Annotated in this window: 16 protein-coding genes and 1 tRNA gene; 2 read left to right on the top strand and 15 right to left on the bottom strand. The window is 63.9% G+C overall.

Features of this window, described 5'->3' with window-relative positions; translation table 11 throughout:
• The first annotated feature begins 88 nt into the window (after positions 1–88).
• Both BMI85_RS14790 and BMI85_RS14785 read left to right on the top strand, forming a co-directional pair.
• The gene (locus tag BMI85_RS14790; RefSeq protein ID WP_246832570.1) at positions 89–649 is read left to right on the top strand and encodes a fasciclin domain-containing protein; all 561 of its coding nucleotides are present in this window, start codon (positions 89–91) and stop codon (positions 647–649) included.
• A 154-nt stretch (positions 650–803) separates the two neighbouring features.
• Positions 804–877: transfer RNA gene (locus BMI85_RS14785), tRNA-Gly, on the top strand.
• A gap of 190 nt (positions 878–1,067) precedes the next feature.
• On the opposite strand, the gene BMI85_RS14780 is transcribed toward BMI85_RS14785, so the two are convergent.
• From BMI85_RS14780 to BMI85_RS14710, 15 genes are all read right to left on the bottom strand, one after another.
• Positions 1,068–2,969, bottom strand: coding sequence for a sugar phosphate isomerase/epimerase and 4-hydroxyphenylpyruvate domain-containing protein (locus BMI85_RS14780; protein WP_078601813.1), 1,902 nt, complete (start codon positions 2,967–2,969; stop codon positions 1,068–1,070).
• Between the two features lie 13 nt (positions 2,970–2,982).
• On the bottom strand, positions 2,983–3,864 hold the full coding sequence (locus tag BMI85_RS14775) for a shikimate dehydrogenase (RefSeq protein WP_078601812.1): 882 nt from the start codon (positions 3,862–3,864) through the stop codon (positions 2,983–2,985).
• Complete coding sequence (locus BMI85_RS14770) at positions 3,864–4,319, bottom strand: type II 3-dehydroquinate dehydratase (RefSeq protein WP_078522945.1); 456 nt, start codon at positions 4,317–4,319, stop codon at positions 3,864–3,866. Before BMI85_RS14770 ends, BMI85_RS14775 begins: the two co-directional genes overlap by 1 nt.
• Before the next feature lie 25 nt (positions 4,320–4,344).
• Complete coding sequence (locus BMI85_RS14765; RefSeq protein WP_078542689.1) at positions 4,345–5,640, bottom strand: TRAP transporter large permease; 1,296 nt, start codon at positions 5,638–5,640, stop codon at positions 4,345–4,347.
• Positions 5,637–6,170, bottom strand: coding sequence for a TRAP transporter small permease subunit (locus BMI85_RS14760; protein ID WP_078542688.1), 534 nt, complete (start codon positions 6,168–6,170; stop codon positions 5,637–5,639). Before BMI85_RS14760 ends, BMI85_RS14765 begins: the two co-directional genes overlap by 4 nt.
• Positions 6,171–6,231: 61 nt before the next feature.
• Positions 6,232–7,224: a TRAP transporter substrate-binding protein DctP gene (gene dctP / locus BMI85_RS14755; RefSeq protein ID WP_078601811.1), complete on the bottom strand. Its 993-nt coding sequence runs from the start codon at positions 7,222–7,224 to the stop codon at positions 6,232–6,234.
• A 167-nt stretch (positions 7,225–7,391) separates the two neighbouring features.
• Positions 7,392–8,078, bottom strand: a complete 687-nt coding sequence (locus BMI85_RS14750) for an FCD domain-containing protein (RefSeq protein ID WP_078522949.1) — start codon at positions 8,076–8,078, stop codon at positions 7,392–7,394.
• Between the two features lie 186 nt (positions 8,079–8,264).
• Positions 8,265–9,317, bottom strand: a complete 1,053-nt coding sequence (locus BMI85_RS14745) for a 2-dehydropantoate 2-reductase (RefSeq protein WP_078601810.1) — start codon at positions 9,315–9,317, stop codon at positions 8,265–8,267.
• Positions 9,318–9,340: 23 nt separating this feature from the next.
• Complete coding sequence (locus BMI85_RS14740; protein WP_143595092.1) at positions 9,341–10,129, bottom strand: glucose 1-dehydrogenase; 789 nt, start codon at positions 10,127–10,129, stop codon at positions 9,341–9,343.
• A 14-nt stretch (positions 10,130–10,143) separates the two neighbouring features.
• Complete coding sequence (locus BMI85_RS14735) at positions 10,144–11,001, bottom strand: intradiol ring-cleavage dioxygenase (protein ID WP_078601809.1); 858 nt, start codon at positions 10,999–11,001, stop codon at positions 10,144–10,146.
• A 14-nt stretch (positions 11,002–11,015) separates the two neighbouring features.
• Positions 11,016–12,080: a maleylacetate reductase gene (locus tag BMI85_RS14730; protein WP_078601808.1), complete on the bottom strand. Its 1,065-nt coding sequence runs from the start codon at positions 12,078–12,080 to the stop codon at positions 11,016–11,018.
• Between the two features lie 60 nt (positions 12,081–12,140).
• Positions 12,141–14,663 (bottom strand): ATP-binding cassette domain-containing protein, encoded by a 2,523-nt coding sequence (locus BMI85_RS14725; RefSeq protein WP_210402364.1) that lies wholly within the window; start codon positions 14,661–14,663, stop codon positions 12,141–12,143.
• Between the two features lie 86 nt (positions 14,664–14,749).
• The gene (locus tag BMI85_RS14720; protein WP_078522954.1) at positions 14,750–15,817 is read right to left on the bottom strand and encodes a substrate-binding domain-containing protein; all 1,068 of its coding nucleotides are present in this window, start codon (positions 15,815–15,817) and stop codon (positions 14,750–14,752) included.
• On the bottom strand, positions 15,804–16,832 hold the full coding sequence (locus tag BMI85_RS14715; protein ID WP_208607997.1) for an ABC transporter permease: 1,029 nt from the start codon (positions 16,830–16,832) through the stop codon (positions 15,804–15,806). The genes BMI85_RS14720 and BMI85_RS14715 overlap by 14 nt, the downstream gene beginning before the upstream one ends.
• Before the next feature lie 28 nt (positions 16,833–16,860).
• A complete protein-coding gene (locus BMI85_RS14710; protein ID WP_078601806.1) occupies positions 16,861–17,841 on the bottom strand; it encodes a zinc-binding dehydrogenase in 981 nt (326 codons plus the stop codon).
• Position 17,842 lies beyond the last annotated feature (1 nt).

Raw genomic sequence — 17,842 nt, 5'->3', positions numbered from 1 at the left:
AAGACATAAGTGATCGGCTCGCCCCCGGCGCGCCGTAACCCTTGTGCTTTGGCGGGAACAACCGTCACTCAACAGGGAAGGAAAACCTATGTCCATGAAATTCCGCGCATTCGCCGCATCGCTCACCGCAGCCGCAACGCTGGGCCTCGCCCTGCCCGCGCTGGCAAACCCGATGGTCGGTGGCGCGAAAATGTATGAGAGCAAGCCGATCGCAGCCAATGCCTCGGCCGCTCCGAACCTCACCACGCTGGTCGCCGCGGTGAAAGCTGCGGGTCTCGTCGACACGCTTGCAGGCGACGGTCCGTTCACCGTCTTCGCACCGACCAACGCGGCCTTCGACAAGCTGCCCGCGGGCACCGTCGAGACGCTGGTGAAGCCCGAGAACAAGGAAATGCTCACGCATATCCTGACCTGCCACGTCGCCAAGGGCGTGATCACCGCCGAGAACATCATGGCGACCGTTCAAAAGGGCAACGGCATGGCCACGATTGAGACGCTCGGCGGCTGTAACCTGACCGCTATGGTCAAGGACGGCATGGTGATGCTGAAGGATCCGAAAGGCGATGTCGCGACGGTTCAGACCGCTGACGTGAAGCAGTCGAACGGCATGGTTCACGTGATCGACACCGTGCTTCAGCCGAAGATGTAAATCGACCCCGCGCCTCGTCTCCCTAATTTTCGCGCGGCGCCTGGCGTCCGGTGAGTTGATCCTCGCCGGGCGCTTTTTCATTGGAGGGCACGAGGACCCGCGCGATCCCTCTTGACCGTGGCTTTCGGCTGGAATACCTCTGCGCTCGCACCATGCGGGTATGATGTAATGGTAGCCTGTCAGCTTCCCAAGCTGAACGCGCGGGTTCGATTCCCGCTACCCGCTCCAGCTTCCTCGAAATCGTAAGAGACTGATTTCTGGTGATAATCACACCAGAGACTGAGCATGCCGCCATTCACTGCGAAACGGGGAAACGGACAGTACGCGGGAGAATGGAGGATCAGCGGCAAGCCGAGTTCGGCATCTCGCTGCTCCCGTCGCCAAGACACTTGGGGACATTTCACCGAGTCGCCGTCACTCAGACCTCGGGCATGCCCTTCACGCGGCCAAACCGCTTCTGCGCGGCGATCCGGAACGGGGCGTTGGCCGCACCGAACCCCTCGTAGCCGCCCCGCCTTTCGAGGATTTCGAAGAACATGCCCCCTGCGAAGGGCCGCGAGTAAAGCTGAAGAAAGGCGCCATGCGCATCCTCGTCATAGAGGATGTTCGACGCGCGCAGCCGCTCCAGAAATTCCGGCGACAGGTCGAAGCGCGCTTCGAGATCCGCATAGTAGTTGGCCGGCATCGGCAGCGGGTCGAAGCCCAGATCGGCCAGCGCGGCGGCGGTCTTGAGCATATCGTCGGTTCTCAGAGCCACATGCTGCACGGACGCGCCGAAGCCATGCGTCAGGAAATCGCCCGCGAGGGTACGATGCGTCTCGGCTCCGTTGAGCGTAACCTGCAGGCCCTTTCCATCCGGGCGCGCGCGCGATGCGATGGCTTGGCTGCGCACGAGCCCGTCCGGGTCGATCACGTCGACCATCGGGGCTTTCTGCATGTCGAACAGCGTCGTGTAGAACAGCGCCCAACTGAGCATTTCGTCATATTCCATCGTCTGCGCCACATGGTCGATGGAGGTCAGGCCAGCGTCGCGGTTCGACATGTCTTCTGCGGGCTCGAACTCGACGTCCCAGACTTCGCTGAGACCGCTCGAGGCATCCACGAAGTGCAGCACCGAGCCCCCAAGCCCACGGATCGCCGGGATGTCCAGTTCCCCCGGCCCGACGGGCTGCGAAAAGGTCTTGGCGCCGAGCGCTCGCGCACGCGTGACCGTCGAGGCCGCATCCGCGACCTTGAGGCCGATGTCGCAAACATTGGTGCCGCGCGCGGTCCAAGTGGAGGCGGCAAAGCCCGTTGTCTCGGCATTGATAAGAATGCGGATATCGCCCTGACGCCAGACTTCCAGCATCTTGTTGCGATGCCGCCCCGACATGCGGAAGCCGAGGGTCGTGAGCAACGTCTTCAGCGCCTCCGCCTCCGCGCCCTGCGCCGCGAACTCGATGAACTCGACCCCGTCCACGGCGACGCGCGCCGGAATTTCGTCGATCTTGTCTTCCAGCCCGGGCTCGGTGCGGCGGACATCGTCCATCAGCGCCACCAGGGAGCGGTAGCCGTCGCGTGCGATGGTTCGCGTCGGGCCGCCGCGGAACTGGTCGTTGAAAATCTCGAGGCTCGCCGGTCCGTCATAGCCGGTCGCCATCACGGCGCGCATGAAGCCCGTGACGTCCAGATCGCCCTCCCCCGGCATGTTGCGGAAGTGGCGCGACCAGTAGAGCAGGTCCATGTCGATCGCCGGGGCATCGGCAAGCTGGACGTAGAAAATCTTGTCTCCCGGGACCCGCCGTATCGTATCCGGGTCGATCTTGCGGGCGAGCGTATGGAAGCTGTCGAGGATCAGGCCGACATTAGGATGATCGGCCCGGCGCACGACTTCCCACGCGTCGCGGTGGTCCCAGACATGGCGCCCCCATGCCAGCGCTTCGAACCCGACGCGGACGTCGTAGCCTGCGGCAAGCTCGCCCAAGGCGGCGAAATCGTCTGCCATGCGATCGATCCCGCCAAGCGCCTCGGGATGGACCGAGGAACAGACCAGCATGTCGCGGGTGCCGAGCTCGCGCATGAGCTCGAACTTATGCTCGGCGCGTCTCAAAGCGCGGTGGCGTAATGGCTCCGGCAGACCCTCGAAGTCGCGGAAGGGTTGGAAGAGGAAGATCTCCAGCCCGTGATCGCGCACCATCTGGCCGACCTCGCGCGGCCCACCGTCATGGGCGATGAAATCCTGTTCGAAAATCTCGATCCCGTCGAAGCCCGCAGCGGAGATCGCCTCCAGCTTTTCCTGCAACGTTCCCGAGATCGAGACAGTGGCGATGGCGGTTTTCATGGAAGGCCTCCTTTCAGGATGTGGCCGGGTCGGTTTTCGCGAGGTCGCTGCGCAAGCGGGCGACGTCGAGCGGGAGACCCGCGAAGAGCTTCCAGGCATCGACGCCCTGCCAGATGAACAGCTCGTAACCCGAGATGACCTGCAGGCCCGCCGCCTGTGCCACAGCGAGGAATTCAGTCTCGACCGGCGTGTAGACGGCGTCGAAGGCCCATGCGCCGGTGATTGCGGATGCCTCAAGTGGCGAGCCCGGATGGCCGGTCATGCCGACCGGGGTCGCGTTGATGAGCCCCTCGGCGCCTTCGGAAATCTCGGCGGCGTCCCGCCCCACGGTGACGCGAAGTCCCGGTTTCGCCGCTTCGAGTTCCGACGCGAGAACCTCGGCCTTCTCGATGTCGTGGTCGGCAAGGCGGATCTCGGCGGCATCGAGCGCAACCAGCGCGAAGGCGATGGCTCGCCCCACGCCGCCGGTGCCGATAAGCAGGGTGGCTCCGGGCGGAGTGCCCCCTCGCGCGGCGCGGTAGGCGGAGATGAAGCCGGAGTGATCGGTGTTGTGGCCCTCGGCTCCGGTGGGTTCGAAGAGGACGGTATTCACCGCGCCCAGCCGCCGCACCATCGGGTCGGAGATGCGGACCAGCGCCGCCACCTTCTCCTTGTAGGGATAGGTGATGTTGAGCCCCCGATAACCCTGTGCGGCGCAGTTGGCGAGGATCGTCGCGTGATCCTGACCAAGCTCGCGCGGGACAAGCCGGTCATAGGACACCTTCCGTCCGTTCTGCAGCCCGGCCAGCCGGTGCAGGCGGGGGGCCTGCGAGACGGCGATATTGTCACCGATCAGACCCAGCCGGATGACTGCATCGTCCGACGCGGTCTCGGAAGGGCTCTCGGGGGCAGGCATCACTTGGCGCCTTTCACGAGTTGGGCGATCCGGGTGATCGCGAAGCCGTAGCCTGCAATGCCGAAGCCTTCGATCTTCGCCGTCGCCGCTTTCGAGACGTAGGAGGGGTGGCGGAATTCGTCGCGCCGGAACAGGGCCGAGACGTGAACCTCGAAGATAGGCCCGTCGAAGATCAGCAGGGAATCGAGGATCGCGATGGAGGTCGAGGTGAAGCCCGCCGGGTTGATCAGAATGGCGCAGGCGTTGGTGCGGGCCCATTGGATCCAGTCGACGATTTCGCCCTCGTGGTTGGATTGGCGGAAGTCGATTTCCACCCCCGCCGCAGCGGCCGCATCGCGGCTCAGCCGCTCGGCATCTTCGAGCGTGTCGTGCCCGTAGATCTCGGGCTGGCGCGTGCCGAGCAGGTTCAGGTTGGGGCCATTGATGACCAGGATCGGAAGGTCTTTCTGGGCCATGTGGGGTCTCCTGATTTGCGGCCTGTCAGCCGCCGTAACCGTAAAGCCGGGGCAGCCACAGCACGGTGCCCGGCACGAAAGTGATGATTGCGAGCCCGACGATCATGATGATCAGGAAGGGCACGAGATGGCGGATCGTCTGGCCGATCGGGGATTTGGTGATCCCGCTGACGACGAAGAGCAGCAATCCGTAGGGGGGCGTTGCGAGCCCGATCATCGTGTTGACCACGACGACCACCCCGAAATGCACCGGGTCCACACCGAGCGATACGGCTGTCGGCAGCAGGATCGGCACGATCACGAGGAGGATCGCATTGGCTTCGAGCAGGCACCCGAGCACCAGCAGGAGCACGTTGACCAGAAGCAGGAAGGTGACGCGGTCGAGCTGCATGTCGCCCAAGGCACCGCGGATCTCATTCGGGATCTGCTCGACCGTGACCACGTAGTTGAAGGCCAGCGCCCCTGCGATCAGGATGCCCACGCTCGCCGTGGATCGCGCGGATTGGCACACGGTCTCATAGGCCGCCCGCAGGCTGACGGAGCGGTAGAGGAAGGTCGAGATCAGGAAGGCATAGAGCGCGGCGAGTGCGGCCGCTTCGGTGGGCGTGGTGATGCCGCCATAGATGCCGACAAGAAGGATCACCGGCATCAGCAGGGCAGGCACGGCGCGCAGCGTGATGCGGGGCATCTCGCGCACCGGCACGGGCACTTCCACCGGGAAGTCGTGACGGCGTGCCTGAATGGCGTTCATTACCATCAGCAGAAGCGCGAGGATCAGACCGGGCCCCACGCCGCCGAGAAAGAGGTAGCCGATCGAGGTGTCGGAGACGAGCGCATAGAGCACCATCGGGATCGAGGGCGGAATGATCGGGCCGATAATCGCGGCGGCGGCGGTGATCGCTCCGGCATAGGCCGGGGGATATTTCCCGTCCTTGGTCATCAGTTGGATGATGATCTTGCCGATCCCCACCGCGTCGGCGATGGCCGAGCCCGACATGCCCGAGAAGATCAGCGAGGACACGACGTTGACATGGCCCAGCCCGCCCCGGAAGCGCCCCACCAGTGCGCGGCAGAAATCCAGCAGCCGGTCGGAGAGCGAGCCGATATTCATCAGGTCCGCCGCGAAGATGAACAGCGGGATCGCCAGCAGGACGTAGGAACCGTAGAGCCCGCGCAGGACCTGCTCGGCGGCGATGCTCATGTCCTGCTGTTCGAGCAGAAGATAGAGGATCGAGGCCCCCAGCATGGCATGCCCGATCGGCAGGCCGACGATAGCGGTGGCGACGATGGCCGCCACGGCGAGGGTGAATTCCCAGCTCATTCGGAGAAATCCTTGCGCGCGACATGCGTCAGGTCGGGATTGTCATCTTCGGGCCCCTGACCGCGCAGCTCTTTGATCAGAATCCAGCCATAGCGCAGGATCGTGACCGCCGTGAAAATTGCGAAAACGGAGAAGACGTAGCTGAAGGGGATCTTCATATAGGCCGTCTTCTCGATCTTCATGAAGGAGATGTAGCTCAGGACATCCGGCAGTGAGGCCGCATAAATCCCGACGATGAAGAGCGAGAACAGGATGCGGAACACGCGGCGCACCTTGGGCCGCACCGCGCCGTAGATGATGTCGAAGCGGATCTCGTCTTCTTCGCGCGCTGAGACGGATTGCCCCCACAGCACGACCCAGAGCCACGCGATGACGCAGAGCTCGACCGTCCAGCCGACGGGGTGGTTCAGGACATAGCGCATGAAGACCTGAACGATGAAGGCCAGGAACATGGCGGCCAGAAGCAGCGCCGGAACGGCGTCTGCCAGACGGCGCGCTACGTTCCGCCAGCGGCGGCTCGTGTTTTGCATCGGTTTGCCTTTCGAGGGGCGAAGGGCCCGCATGGCCCCCCGCCCTCAGTGTGTCCGGGGGTCAGGCCTGGATCGCGTTGATCTGTTCGAGCATCCCCTCGGGCCAGCTCTTGGCGAAGTCGCTGGCGAGATACTTCTTCTGGGCGTAGTCCCGGAAGGCGGCGCGGTCGGGTTCGTAGACCTCGAGCCCCTGTTCCTTGAAGAAGTCCACCAGTTCCTGCTCGCGCTTGAGGTGCTCCTCGGTGCTGGCGGCGATTTCCTTGTCCACGGAGTCCTTTAGCAGCTTTTGCTGATCGGCGCTCATGTCGTCCCAGACCTTCTTGGAGATACCAAGCACATCGAAACCGACAAGGTGGCTGGTCAGGGCGATCTGGCTCGTGACCTCGTAGAACTTCATGTTGTAGTCGTTCGGCAGCGGGTTGTCCTGACCGTCGATCGCCCCGGTCTGGAGCGCGGTGTAGACCTCGGAATAGGCCAGCGGCGTCGGGCTGGCGCCGATCGCCTCGCCAAGGAACTGCCACGCGTCGCCGCCCGGCATGCGCAGGGTCATCCCCTTCAGATCCTCGGGCGTGTTGATCTTCTTCTCGGGCTTCAGGTTGACCTGACGCGCGCCGAAATAGACCGGCGCGAGGACATGGAGCCCAGCCTGAGCCGCAAGATCGTTCAACTGCTTGCCCACGTCGCTGTCGAAGACGGCTTTCATATGGGCCGCATCGCGCAGCACGTAAGCGGCAGTCAGGATCGACCATTCCGGCACCTGATCGGCCAGCTTCTGCGGCGCGACGAGGCCCATTTCCAGCGTCCCGCGCTGGATCGAGGTCAGTTCACCCCCCTGCGGAACAAGCGTCGACTGGTTGTAGACCTGCAGGTCGAAATCCTTGGCGACATCCTCGGAAATGCGGGCGAAGGCCTTGGCGCGAATGTCGTTATTCGACACCACCGAAGACAGGCGGAGCCGTTGGCGATCTTGAGCGAATGCAGTGCCTGCCATCAGGGTCGCGGCTGCACCAGCGGCCCCTGTCGCCAGCACGCTGCGGCGAGTCAATTTGGTCATAGTTCCTCCCTTTCGCCGCATCGAAAGCGGCTCATTCAATTCGGCATCTCCAATTTCATATGTCAACTTTAAAAATATCATACATTTTTATTTTCGACGGACAAAATCACGAGCGGGTGTTCTTCTCCACCCGCTTGCCGACTGTCAGACACCGTCTTTCAAAGAGTTCAGGGAACGCGACCGGTCGCCAGAATGTGGTCGACGCCGCTTTCGACATGGGAGATCAGCAGTTCCACGGCGGCATCCGCATCCCGGGCCAAGGTCAGATCGCGCAAACGAATGTGGTCTTCCTTGGCCTTCTCACCTCGGAACTCCAGAATGATCATGTGATAGCGCATGAAGCGATCGAAGACCGAGGAATGCGTGCGCATCAGGTTCGGCCTGTCGCACGCCGCGATCATCGCGAAGTGGAAATCCCAGTCGTGACGCACCCAAGGTTGCACCGGCCCGTCGCCGCCCGCGATCAGCTCGCGCTCAATCGTCTCCAGTTTGTAATGCGAAGACACGACGCCCGCTTCCCACTCTATGTCGCCATTCGCGATGGACTGGCGCAGAGCGTGGGTCTCGAGCAGCAGCCGCAAGTCGGCCAGATCGCGCAGATCGGCCTTGCTGATCGGCGCCACCTCGAAGCCGCGCTGCCCCTCGGCGGTGACGAGCCCCTCATTCGTCAGGCTGCTGAGCAATTCGCGCAGCGTCGTCACGCTGATATCGTATTTCTTGCGCAGCAGATCGAGCTTCAGCTTCTGCCCCGGTTTGAACCGCCCATGCACGATGTCGCCGCGCAGGCGCCGGTGGGTGATGTCACCGACAGTCTCCCCAGGATGTCCACTGATATCGAACTTATGTATCTTCACGTCGCGCGTCGATCTATTGCCATTTCCCTCCGCTTATCGCCTTGCGCGAGGCATCATCCAAGCAATTTATCCGAATTCAGGCGCAATCCGCTGAACGTGCGACAACCTTTGCTACCGAAAAACCACCGGCGACGGCGCAGCCCCGTGCAAGCTGCCGAAGGGTTTACGAGCTGAGCAGGCACGTCCCTACTGCACTAGCCCTCGGTAATGCGCCACCAGTTCGCCCGCGTTCGCGGGGCTGAGGACGCGTTTGCCCGCTTCGATCTCCTTGGCCATCTCGACGACCTTGCGGTTCATCGGCGCGGCTTCCCCCTTCGCTTCGAGGATATCGACAACGAGCCCGTTCACCTCGTCGACCTCGGCCCGCCTGCCCTTGCGCCAGTCCTGCAGCGAGGTCGTCAGCGTATCTTCGCGCGAGAAAGTGCGCAGCACCTCGTCGAAGATCTCGTCGACAAAGCGTTCTGGGTGGTTGCTCATGACCGGCGGCATCCCGATGATCGGCATGACCGTGGCGCCGTCGGCCAGCGCCGCGTCCATCGCCTCATAGCCCGCCTTGCGCATCACCTCGAGGAATTCGGGTTGGCGCGCGGCATCGTTGAGTGCCGTGTCGATGATCGCCGAGGGGATCAGTTCCGCGGCGTTCACCACGAGCTTCATCCATTTGGCGGAGTGGATATCCTCGACCACCTCGACGGTGCCGGAATGACGCAGGATATTGGCGACCTCCTCCACGCGCGGCTGCTGCTCGGGGTCGAGCGCGCCCAGCGCGAACCAGCTTTCATCGGTGTCGTTCTGGCGCGTGGTGATGCCGGGTTCCCACATGTTCGATGCGATCTCGATCACCGCGCCGATCGTGCGATGCTTGCCGACGATCTCTGCGATCGCCTCTTGGGTCATACCGTTCTGCAGCCCCACGACGAAGCCGTGCTCCGCCAGAACCGGCTTGATCAACTCCGCCGCCCAGCGCGTGTCGTAGGCCTTCACCACCATGAAGACGAGATCGAAAGGTTCCTTAATTTCGGCGATCTCGCACAGGTGCAGCGCCTTGACCGGCGTGCGCAGCTGGCGGGTCGGCATATTGACCGTCAGGCCGTTCGCCCGCATCGCTTCGACATGCGCGGGCCATTGGTCGATGAAGGTGACGTCCAGACCTGCGAGCGTGAAATCCGCCGCGATGGAGGCACCCTGCGCACCGGTTCCGATGAAGGCGATGCGGGGAAATGGGGTATGCTTGGTCATGGGTCGTGTCTCCTCGGTTGCGGTCATTGCATGATCATCCCGCCGTCGATCTGCAGGCATTGGCCGGTCATGTAGTCGGAGTCCGGCGAGAGCAGGAAAGCCACCGTTCCGGCCACATCTGCCGGCGTCGAAGTCCGGCCGAGCGGGATTCCGGCGGCGAAGTTGCGCAGGGCCTCGCCCGGCTCGGAAGACACCCCCATTTCCATCAAATCCTTGTCGAGCACCGTCCAGAGATCGGTCTCCACCACGCCGGGAGCGAAGGCGTTCGCGGTGATTCCGTGCGGGGCAAGGGTGCGCGCGGCGGCCTGCGTCAGGCTGATGACGGCGGCCTTGCTTGCGCAATATGGGGCGAAATCACCGAAGCCGGCGCGACCGGCCATCGAGGCGGTATTGATGATCTTACCTTTCCGTTTGGCCGCGATCATCGCCTTCGCCGCTTCCTGAATGCCGATCATCACGCCCATGCCGTTGACCGTCATGATCTGGTTCCAGTTCTCCTCGGTCGTCTCGAGGAACGGCTGCGGACGGTTGAAACCTGCGTTGTTGACGATGGCATGGAGAAAGCCGAACTCCGACTCGCAGGCGACAATGGCAGCGCGGGTGGCGGCGCGGTCCGTCACGTCGGTCTCGCAGAAGATCGCGCGACCGCCCTCGGCAGTCAGGGCTTTTGCCGCCTCCTCGCCTGCCGCGTCATCGAGATCGGCGATCACCACGCCATATCCAGCCGCCGCCGCGCGCCGGGCGATTTCGAAGCCGATGCCCCGCGCAGCGCCCGTGACGACGACGCCGCCCATCTCGTCTTTGTTCGACATGATAGCCTCCCCGCTCACTCGGTCCGATGCAGCACGAAGTCGTAATTGGACTCCCACAGCGTCTCGCCATTCTCGACCGGGGTGAACTCGGCGATCAGGGATTCCTTGACGCCGAACACCGCATCCGAGGTCAGGTATTTGTCGCCCGCGACGAAGGTATGGGTCGTCACCGGATCGAAGCCCTCGGCGCTGACGATGAAATGCATATGCGCCGGGCGATACGGGTGACGCCCGAGCTTGCCCAGCATCTTGCCCACCGGACCGTCATCGGGGATCGGGTAGGAGACCGGCTTGATCCCCTCGAACCAGTAGCGCCCGTCTGGCCCCGTGGTGAACACGCCGCGATTGTTGTTGCGCGGCTGGATGTCGGGCTGCTGGACGTCGTAGAAGCCGTCCTCGCTATCCGACCAGACGTCGATGCGCGCGCCTTCGACCGGGTTGCCGTCGAGATCGGTGACGATGCCATAGAAGCGGCAGGTCTCGCGCCCGCCCGCTTGGGTGATGTTCGCGCCCATCTCGTATTCCGGCACGTCATCGACGTGGAACGGCCCGAGCACCGTGTTCTCGGTCGCCCCGGTCGGGCGGCGGTTGTTGATCGCATCGACCAGCATCGAGACGCCCAGCACGTCGGAAAGCAGGATGAACTCCTGACGGTTCTCGTCGCAGATCTGTCCGGTCTTGGTGAGGAAATCGATCGCGATATCCCACTCGGCTTGGGTCAGTTCGACGTCCTTGACGAAAGCATGCAGGTGACGGACGAGGCTTGCCATCACGGTCTGGAGGCGCGCATCGGTGCTCTCCGAAACCCGGGCGTTGACGGTTTCGACCGAGGCGTCCTCGGTGAAATAGGCGATCTTCGGCTCTTGGGTCATGTCATTCATTCCTATCAGGTCGTGACGGGGCGTTGCCCGGCATGGGCGCGGGTCAGCAGGTCGAGAATGCCGTCGCGCGTGACGTCGCGCGGGTTCTTGTAAGGGTTCTGCACGGCCATATCGGCGGCGCGCGCCAGATCGCTTTCCCTGAGGTCAAAGTCGGCCAGCGCGAGCGGGGCGCCGACGGAGCGCGCGAAGTCGTGGAGTCCGCCGCCCAGATCGCCGCCGAACAGCTCGGTCGCTCGGGCGAGCTGCGCCGACGCGGCCTCGGCGTTATAGGCGGCGGTATGCGGCAGCAGGATCGCGTGGGTCTCCGCGTGGGGCATGTCGAACCCGCCGCCGAGCGTGTGGCAAAGCTTGTGATGCAGCGACATGGCGACCGCGCCCAGCACGGTGCCGCAGAGCCACGACCCGTAGAGCGCATCGGCCCGGGCATCGCGATCCTCCGGCGTCTCGACGATCCGCGGCAGCGCCGATTTCAGCGCACGCAGCCCTTCGACCGCCATCAGCGAGGTGACTGGGTTCGCATCGGGCGCGTAGAGCGCCTCGACCGCGTGGGCCATTGCATTGAGGCCGCTCGCGACGCTCATCGCGACCGGCAGGCCCAGCGTCAGATCGGGGTCGTAGATCACGGTTTCCGGGCGGATCTTTGGATCGCGGACGGTCGTCTTCTGCCCGTTCTCGGTCTGGCCGAGAATGTCGGTGACCTCGGAGCCCGCATAGGTCGTCGCGATCACCACCTGCGGCGCATCGTTGCGCCAGGCGATGGCCTTGCCCAGGCCGATGGTCGAACCACCGCCGAGCGCCACGACGCAATCGGCCTTGGTCTCGTTATAGACTTCGAGCGCGGCCTCGGTCACGGCGACCGGCGTGTGCATCGCGGCTTCGGTGAAGGTTCCGGGCGCCATCTCCCCGAGCTTGTTCGCAAGCGCCTCGGCATCGGATTTCTGGAACGGCGTCGACAGGATCAGCGCGCGGGCGCAGCCCAGTCTCTCCACCTCCTCGGCGACTTTCGCCAGGGTCCCGGAGCCAAAGACGATGCGCCCCGGAGTGGATGTGTAGATGAACGCTTCAGGCATGGTTCCTCCCTGCGCCTCGCACAGACGAGGCGTTGAATTGAGCCAGCGTGGGCCGCGAGGTTACTCCTCGCGACGCCGACGCGCGGTCGTGTAGATGAGCGCCGCCACGAGGATCAGCACCCCTTGGAAGCCGTATTGGTAGGCCTGCGACAGACCGAGGAAGGACACGGCGTTGAGCACTTCGGTCAAAAGCACCGCGCCCAGCAGCGAGCCGATGAAGGTGCCGCGCCCGCCGAGAAGGCTGGTGCCGCCCAGGACGACCGCGGTGATGCTGCCCAGCGTGTAGTTCACGCCTTGCGCCGGGTCGCCGACGCCGATCTGCGCCATCAGCATGATCGCACCAAGTGCGGTCAGCAGCGACACGGCGATATAGCCGAGCACGAAGGTCCGGTCCGTGCGCACACCGATCCGACGTGCGGATTCCTCATGCGAGCCGACTGCGCGAAGCTGCCACCCTGCCCGCTTGCGGCGCAGGCCCAGCTCCATCGCGATGGCGATCGCGATCATCACGACGAAGGCGACCGGCACGGGACCGAAGCTGCGGGTGAGCGTGTCGATCACATCGAAGGAGATGTAGCCGCCCGGACCTTCGCGCAGCACGAAGCTCATGCCCTGCAAACCGATGAACATCGCCAAAGTGGCTGCGATGGGTGTGAAATTGGCGAAACGGATCAGCACGCCGTTGATCAATCCGACGACGATCGCCGCGCCGAACATCAGGGTGAAACCGAGCGCCATCGTCGTGGCCGGGCTGCCATCGTTGATGAAGAAAGACCCGATCACCACGAGGAAACCCGCGAGCGGCCCGACCGAGAGGTCGATCCCGCCCATCAGCAGGGCGATGGTCTGCCCCAAGGCGATGAAGCCGAGCGCGGTCGCGAGGATCAGGATGTTCGAGACGTTGAAGGACGACAGGTAATTCTCGTTCTGCGCGCTTACGAACAGCGCGAGCAGCACCGTCACCAGCGCGAGCGGCACGATCGTCGCGTTATCGGTTTGCACGAAATGGCGCAGCTTCGCGCCGAAGCCCTCTTTCGCCCGATGCTCTTCATCGACGTGATGCGCATGCGTGTCGGCCTCGACCGCAGCCCCCACGATACGGGCCTCGGTGATGTCGTCTCCGCGCAGGGTCTCGACGATGCGGCCCCGCGACATGACAAGAACGATGTCGCACAGCCCTTCCAGTTCCGCCGCATCCGAGGAGTTGACGATCACCGGGGTGCCCGCATCGGAGACTTCGCGCAGGATCCGGTAGATCTCGAAGCGCGCGCCGACATCGACGCCCTGCGTGGGTTCGTCGGCCACGATGAAGCCCGGCTCCGACAGAAGCGCGCGGGACATCACGATCTTCTGCTGGTTGCCGCCCGAAAGCTGGGAGACCTTCGCCTCGACGCCCGCGGCCTTCACCGCCAACGACGAGAACACCTCCTGCACCTTCTGCATTTCCTTGCCGCGATCCAGCACGCCGCTCGAGGCATATTTGTCGAGCGAGGCGAAGGTCGCGTTTTCCCGGATCGTTAGATCCGCGGCGAGGCCTTCGGTATGGCGATCCGACGGCATGAAGGCCGCCGCGTGTTTCAGCTCTTTCGGCGAGAGGGTGCGACCATGGAGCTTGATCGCGCCGCGGTAGGACTGAAGGCCGACCAAGGCGCGCATCAGATCGGACTGGCCGTTGCCCTCGACACCGGCGACGCCGATGATCTGGCCGCGCCCGAAGGCGAAGGCCACGTCCGAGAATTTGCGACCACTGAGGCCTTCGACCTCAAAGTTGATCGGGGGATTGGCGTCGGCGCATTTCGGCGGGAAGGCAGAGGCCAGACGGCGCCCGACGATCAGGTCCAGAAGCTGCGAATTGCTGATCTCGCTCGCAGGCGCGCTACCCCGGTGGCGGCCATCGCGCAGCACGGTCACGCGATCCGCGATCTGGCGCAACTCGGCCAGACGGTGGGTGATATAGATGACGGCGGTGCCGGAGGCCTTCAGCGCCCGCACCTTCGCGAACAGCATATCCGTCGCGTCCTGATCAAGCGCGGCCGTCGGTTCATCCAAAATAAGCACACGCGGCTGTACGGCGAGCGCTTTCGCCAGTTCCAGCAGGTGTTTCTGCGCGATGGTCAGGGTATCGACACGCGCGTTCAGCGGCACCTCGAGGCCGACCTCTTCCAGCATACGCTGGCCGACGCGGTCCTTGCGGTCGCCTTGGAAGACAGAGGCAGGCAGAGAAACCTGCAGGTTCTCGAGCACCGTCATGTCGGGCAGGATTGCCGGGTGCTGATAGGAGATCGCGACGCCAAGCGCCGACGAGCTTTCCGGTGACAGCGGCATCACGTCCCGCCCGTCGAATTCGATCCGACCGGTGCTAGGCTGGAGAACGCCGGTGATCAGGTTCATCAGGGTCGATTTCCCGGCCCCGTTCTCGCCCAGGATCGCATGCACCTCGCCTGCGTGAATGTCGACGCTCACGTCGCTCAGGGCGCGGACCGCCCCGAAGGATTTCGACACGCCGCGCAAGCGGATCACGGGGGTGCCCGTTGACGTTTCGCGGAGCCCGTCCGCCTTCTCCATCGGTTCGATTTCAGCCAATGCTATCATCCGTTTAGTTCCGCCGATCTGAGGGGGTTGGCGCGGCAGTCTCCGGGCGGATCGCGCCGCCCGGAGACAGGGGGAGGTTACTGGCCGACGGCCTTCGCCTGCTCGTCACCCGAAAGCTGAGCAGAGAGATAGATCGCGCCGGGCAGATCCGAGCGACACTGGACGGGGTTGGGATCCCCATCGGTCGAGTCCTCGAAGTTCGGAGCCTTGAAGATTTCTTCCGACGGCGGGGTGCCACCGGTCGCTTCTGCGATCGCCCATTGCACGGCGAGACGAACGTTGTCGTTGCCGGTCGCGACCGTGAAGAGCTTGAAATCAGGGTTGTCCGCGTGGGTCTTCTCCCAGAAGCAGCCGAGCGAGTTGCCATCCGAGGTCGCGAGCGCCGGGATCGAGCGGTCGAAATTCGCGAACACCGGCAGCGCGCCCACGAGCGACGGGCCGAAGTCGGACACGATGACGTCGATATTGTCATGCTGCGCGATGGCGGCCGACAGCACCTGCTGCGTCAGGGACGGGTCCCAGTTGGTGACCGCGAAGGGGTCCGGGTTCAGGAACTTGTAGCTGTCGTCGAGGATGTTCTTCATCCCCTTGAGCTCGTCCAGACCCTGGCTGTTGCCCGCCGGGCCCGACAGGAACAGGATGTTCGCGCCGTCCGGGAAGTTCTCCTTGATCCACTTGCCCCAGCTTTCGCCATCATAGACGAAGTCGGCACCGACGAAGCGGGTGTAGTTCTTGCCAGCCTCACCGCCAACATTCACGCGGTAGGGCACGACGACCGCGCCGGAGCGATAGGCTTTGGTCAGCGCGGGCAGGATTGCAGGACCAGCATCGCCGAAGACGACCATCGCGTCGACACCGCGCGCCGCCATCGAGTTGATGTCGGAGATCGCCTTCTGCGTGTCGCCCTGACCGTCGGCATAGTAGTAGTCGGTGATGCTCGGACACTTCGCGGCTTCCTCCTTGCCCGAAGCGGTCGTCACCAGACGCCAGCTATTGCCCCCGAAACCGTCGAGCAGCGCCAGCGAGGCTTTGTTCGGGCCGCACCAGGAGGGTGCGTCCTCTGCGCTGGCCGCCGAGGCCGAAAGGGCAATTCCAAGCCCCAGCGCCATATAGGCAGCGCATCCTTTCAGGTTAGACAGTTTCATGGTTCTCCTCCTCTGTAGAACTTGTCTGTTCTTTCTTGAAACGGGTCGTCCATTCGATCGAGTAGACCCCGATGCCGAATACAAGAGCGAGCGCCTGCACGATGGTCTGCGCCGAGTAAGGCACACCGATCGACAGAGCGAACTGGCTGAGCTGATTGAGAAAGAAGGCGGCGATCACGACCGAGATCGGAAAGCCGCGCCCTCCCAGAAGCGATGTCCCTGCCAGCACCACGACGGCGACCGAGGGCAGAAGCAGGCTGTTGCCCTGAAATGCCGTGGGTTCGCGGGTGATCCCTGCGATCAGGATGCCCGCGGTGCAGTAAAGGATCTGCGCCGCCACATAGGCCATCGCCTGATAGGGTTTGACGCTCAGCCCAGCCGCGCGGGCCGCCTTGGGATTGGCCCCGATCGCCTCGAAGCGACGGCCAACCACCGTCTTTTTCAGGCCGAAGGACACGAGGGCCAGAATGGCGAGTGCGAACAGCACCGAATGGGGAATACCCAGGGTCTGACCGCCCGCGATATGGGCCAGCAAGTTCGTCGTGATCCGCGGCACGCCGCCCGAGATCGCGAAGACAGCCGAGAACAGAAGCGCGTTCATCCCGATGGTCGCGACGATCGCGTTCAGGCGGAAATAGGCGACCATGATGCCGTTGAGCACCCCCGCGGCGAGCGCGAAGCCGACCGCGATGATCAGGGCGGGCAGAAGCCCTGCGTCCTGCCCATTGGGCATGTGGGTCGCGATCACAACCGCGAGCGATACCGAGCCCGGCACCGACAGATCGAAGCCGCCCTGCTGCACCACCAGCATCTGGCCGAGCCCGACGATGCCAAGCACCGCCGCGAAAGGTAGGCTGCCCATCAGCGACCCGGCGGTGACCGCCGAGGGTGCGAAGATGATGCAAAGGAGGATGAGCGCCAGCGTCGAGGCGACGATGGTGACGAAGCCCTTCGACAGGGACATCGAAGAAAGTCCCATCGAACCTCCGAAGCTATGCGGCGTCGTCTCAGCCATGTTTTCTCCTCCTCCCTCGCGTCGCGTCTCAGCTGATTTCCAAGGTGACCTTGACCGCCTTGTCGGGCGACTTGCCCAGCTCCAGCGCGGTCATCGCGTCATCGATGTTGTAGCTGTGGGTCTGGATCGGCGAGAGATCGAGCCCGGTGCGCTCCAGGAACCGGATCGCTGCCGGCCAGACGCCGGGCGAGCCGATACAGCCTTTCACGTTGAGGTTCTTGATCTGGATCTTGCCCAGCTCGACCGGGAATTTCTGGCCGATATTGATGCCGACCATCGAGACATTCCCGTCGTCGCGGGCATAGTCGAAGACATTGGCCAACGAGGCCGGATGGCCCGCGCATTCGACCACGAGATCGGCGCCGCCCTTGGTCATCTCCTGCACCGCTTCGATCGGGTCGCCGGCGGTCGGATCGATCGTGCCGTCCGCACCGAGCTTCATCGCGATCTCGCGGCGCAGCGGCACCGGGTCGACCACGATCACGCGGGCGCCCATGCCGATCGCGGCAGCAGCCGAGACGAGGCCGATCGTGCCGCCGCCCGAGACGACGACCGTATCCGCCGCGCAGACGCCACCATGGCGCAGCACCGCGTAATAACCGCAGGTGAAGGGTTCGATCAGCGCGCCTTTCGCGTCGTCCACCGCATCGGGCAGCTTGTGCAGCCATTCGGGACGTGCCGCGAAGAATTCGCGATCCGCACCGTCCATCGAGAAGCCGAAGTGGTGGATACGCTCGGGCGTGTTGATCACGCATTCGCCGACCACACGATCGCCGGGCTTGAGCCCGTCGACATTCTTCCCGACCTCGACGACTTCGCCGACCCATTCGTGGCCCGGAACGACCGGATAGGAAATCGGGATGATGTATTGACCGGCCAGCAGCTCGTAATCCGAGTGGCAAATCCCGACGCGGCGCGACTGGATTAGCACCTCGTTGTCCGTGATGCCGGGCGTCTGCACCTGCGTCACGATGGGCTTGTTCGGTTCGTCGAAGATCAGGGCTTTCATG

The organism is Thioclava sp. DLFJ4-1, from assembly GCF_002020145.1.
Taxonomy (GTDB): Bacteria; Pseudomonadota; Alphaproteobacteria; order Rhodobacterales; family Rhodobacteraceae; genus Thioclava; species Thioclava sediminum.
This window is presented reverse-complemented; position numbering and strand designations above follow the sequence as displayed.

Excerpts from the sequence above, each read along its gene's own strand:
- BMI85_RS14790 (WP_246832570.1), top strand. The coding sequence starts at position 89 with ATGTCCATGAAATTCCGCGCATTCGCCGCATCGCTCACCGCAGCCGCA.
- BMI85_RS14780 (WP_078601813.1), bottom strand. The coding sequence starts at position 2,969 with ATGAAAACCGCCATCGCCACTGTCTCGATCTCGGGAACGTTGCAGGAA.
- BMI85_RS14775 (WP_078601812.1), bottom strand. The coding sequence starts at position 3,864 with ATGCCTGCCCCCGAGAGCCCTTCCGAGACCGCGTCGGACGATGCAGTC.
- BMI85_RS14770 (WP_078522945.1), bottom strand. The coding sequence starts at position 4,319 with ATGGCCCAGAAAGACCTTCCGATCCTGGTCATCAATGGCCCCAACCTG.
- BMI85_RS14765 (WP_078542689.1), bottom strand. The coding sequence starts at position 5,640 with ATGAGCTGGGAATTCACCCTCGCCGTGGCGGCCATCGTCGCCACCGCT.
- BMI85_RS14760 (WP_078542688.1), bottom strand. The coding sequence starts at position 6,170 with ATGCAAAACACGAGCCGCCGCTGGCGGAACGTAGCGCGCCGTCTGGCA.
- dctP (WP_078601811.1), bottom strand. The coding sequence starts at position 7,224 with ATGACCAAATTGACTCGCCGCAGCGTGCTGGCGACAGGGGCCGCTGGT.
- BMI85_RS14745 (WP_078601810.1), bottom strand. The coding sequence starts at position 9,317 with ATGACCAAGCATACCCCATTTCCCCGCATCGCCTTCATCGGAACCGGT.
- BMI85_RS14740 (WP_143595092.1), bottom strand. The coding sequence starts at position 10,129 with ATGTCGAACAAAGACGAGATGGGCGGCGTCGTCGTCACGGGCGCTGCG.
- BMI85_RS14735 (WP_078601809.1), bottom strand. The coding sequence starts at position 11,001 with ATGACCCAAGAGCCGAAGATCGCCTATTTCACCGAGGACGCCTCGGTC.
- BMI85_RS14730 (WP_078601808.1), bottom strand. The coding sequence starts at position 12,080 with ATGCCTGAAGCGTTCATCTACACATCCACTCCGGGGCGCATCGTCTTT.
- BMI85_RS14720 (WP_078522954.1), bottom strand. The coding sequence starts at position 15,817 with ATGAAACTGTCTAACCTGAAAGGATGCGCTGCCTATATGGCGCTGGGG.
- BMI85_RS14715 (WP_208607997.1), bottom strand. The coding sequence starts at position 16,832 with ATGGCTGAGACGACGCCGCATAGCTTCGGAGGTTCGATGGGACTTTCT.
- BMI85_RS14710 (WP_078601806.1), bottom strand. The coding sequence starts at position 17,841 with ATGAAAGCCCTGATCTTCGACGAACCGAACAAGCCCATCGTGACGCAG.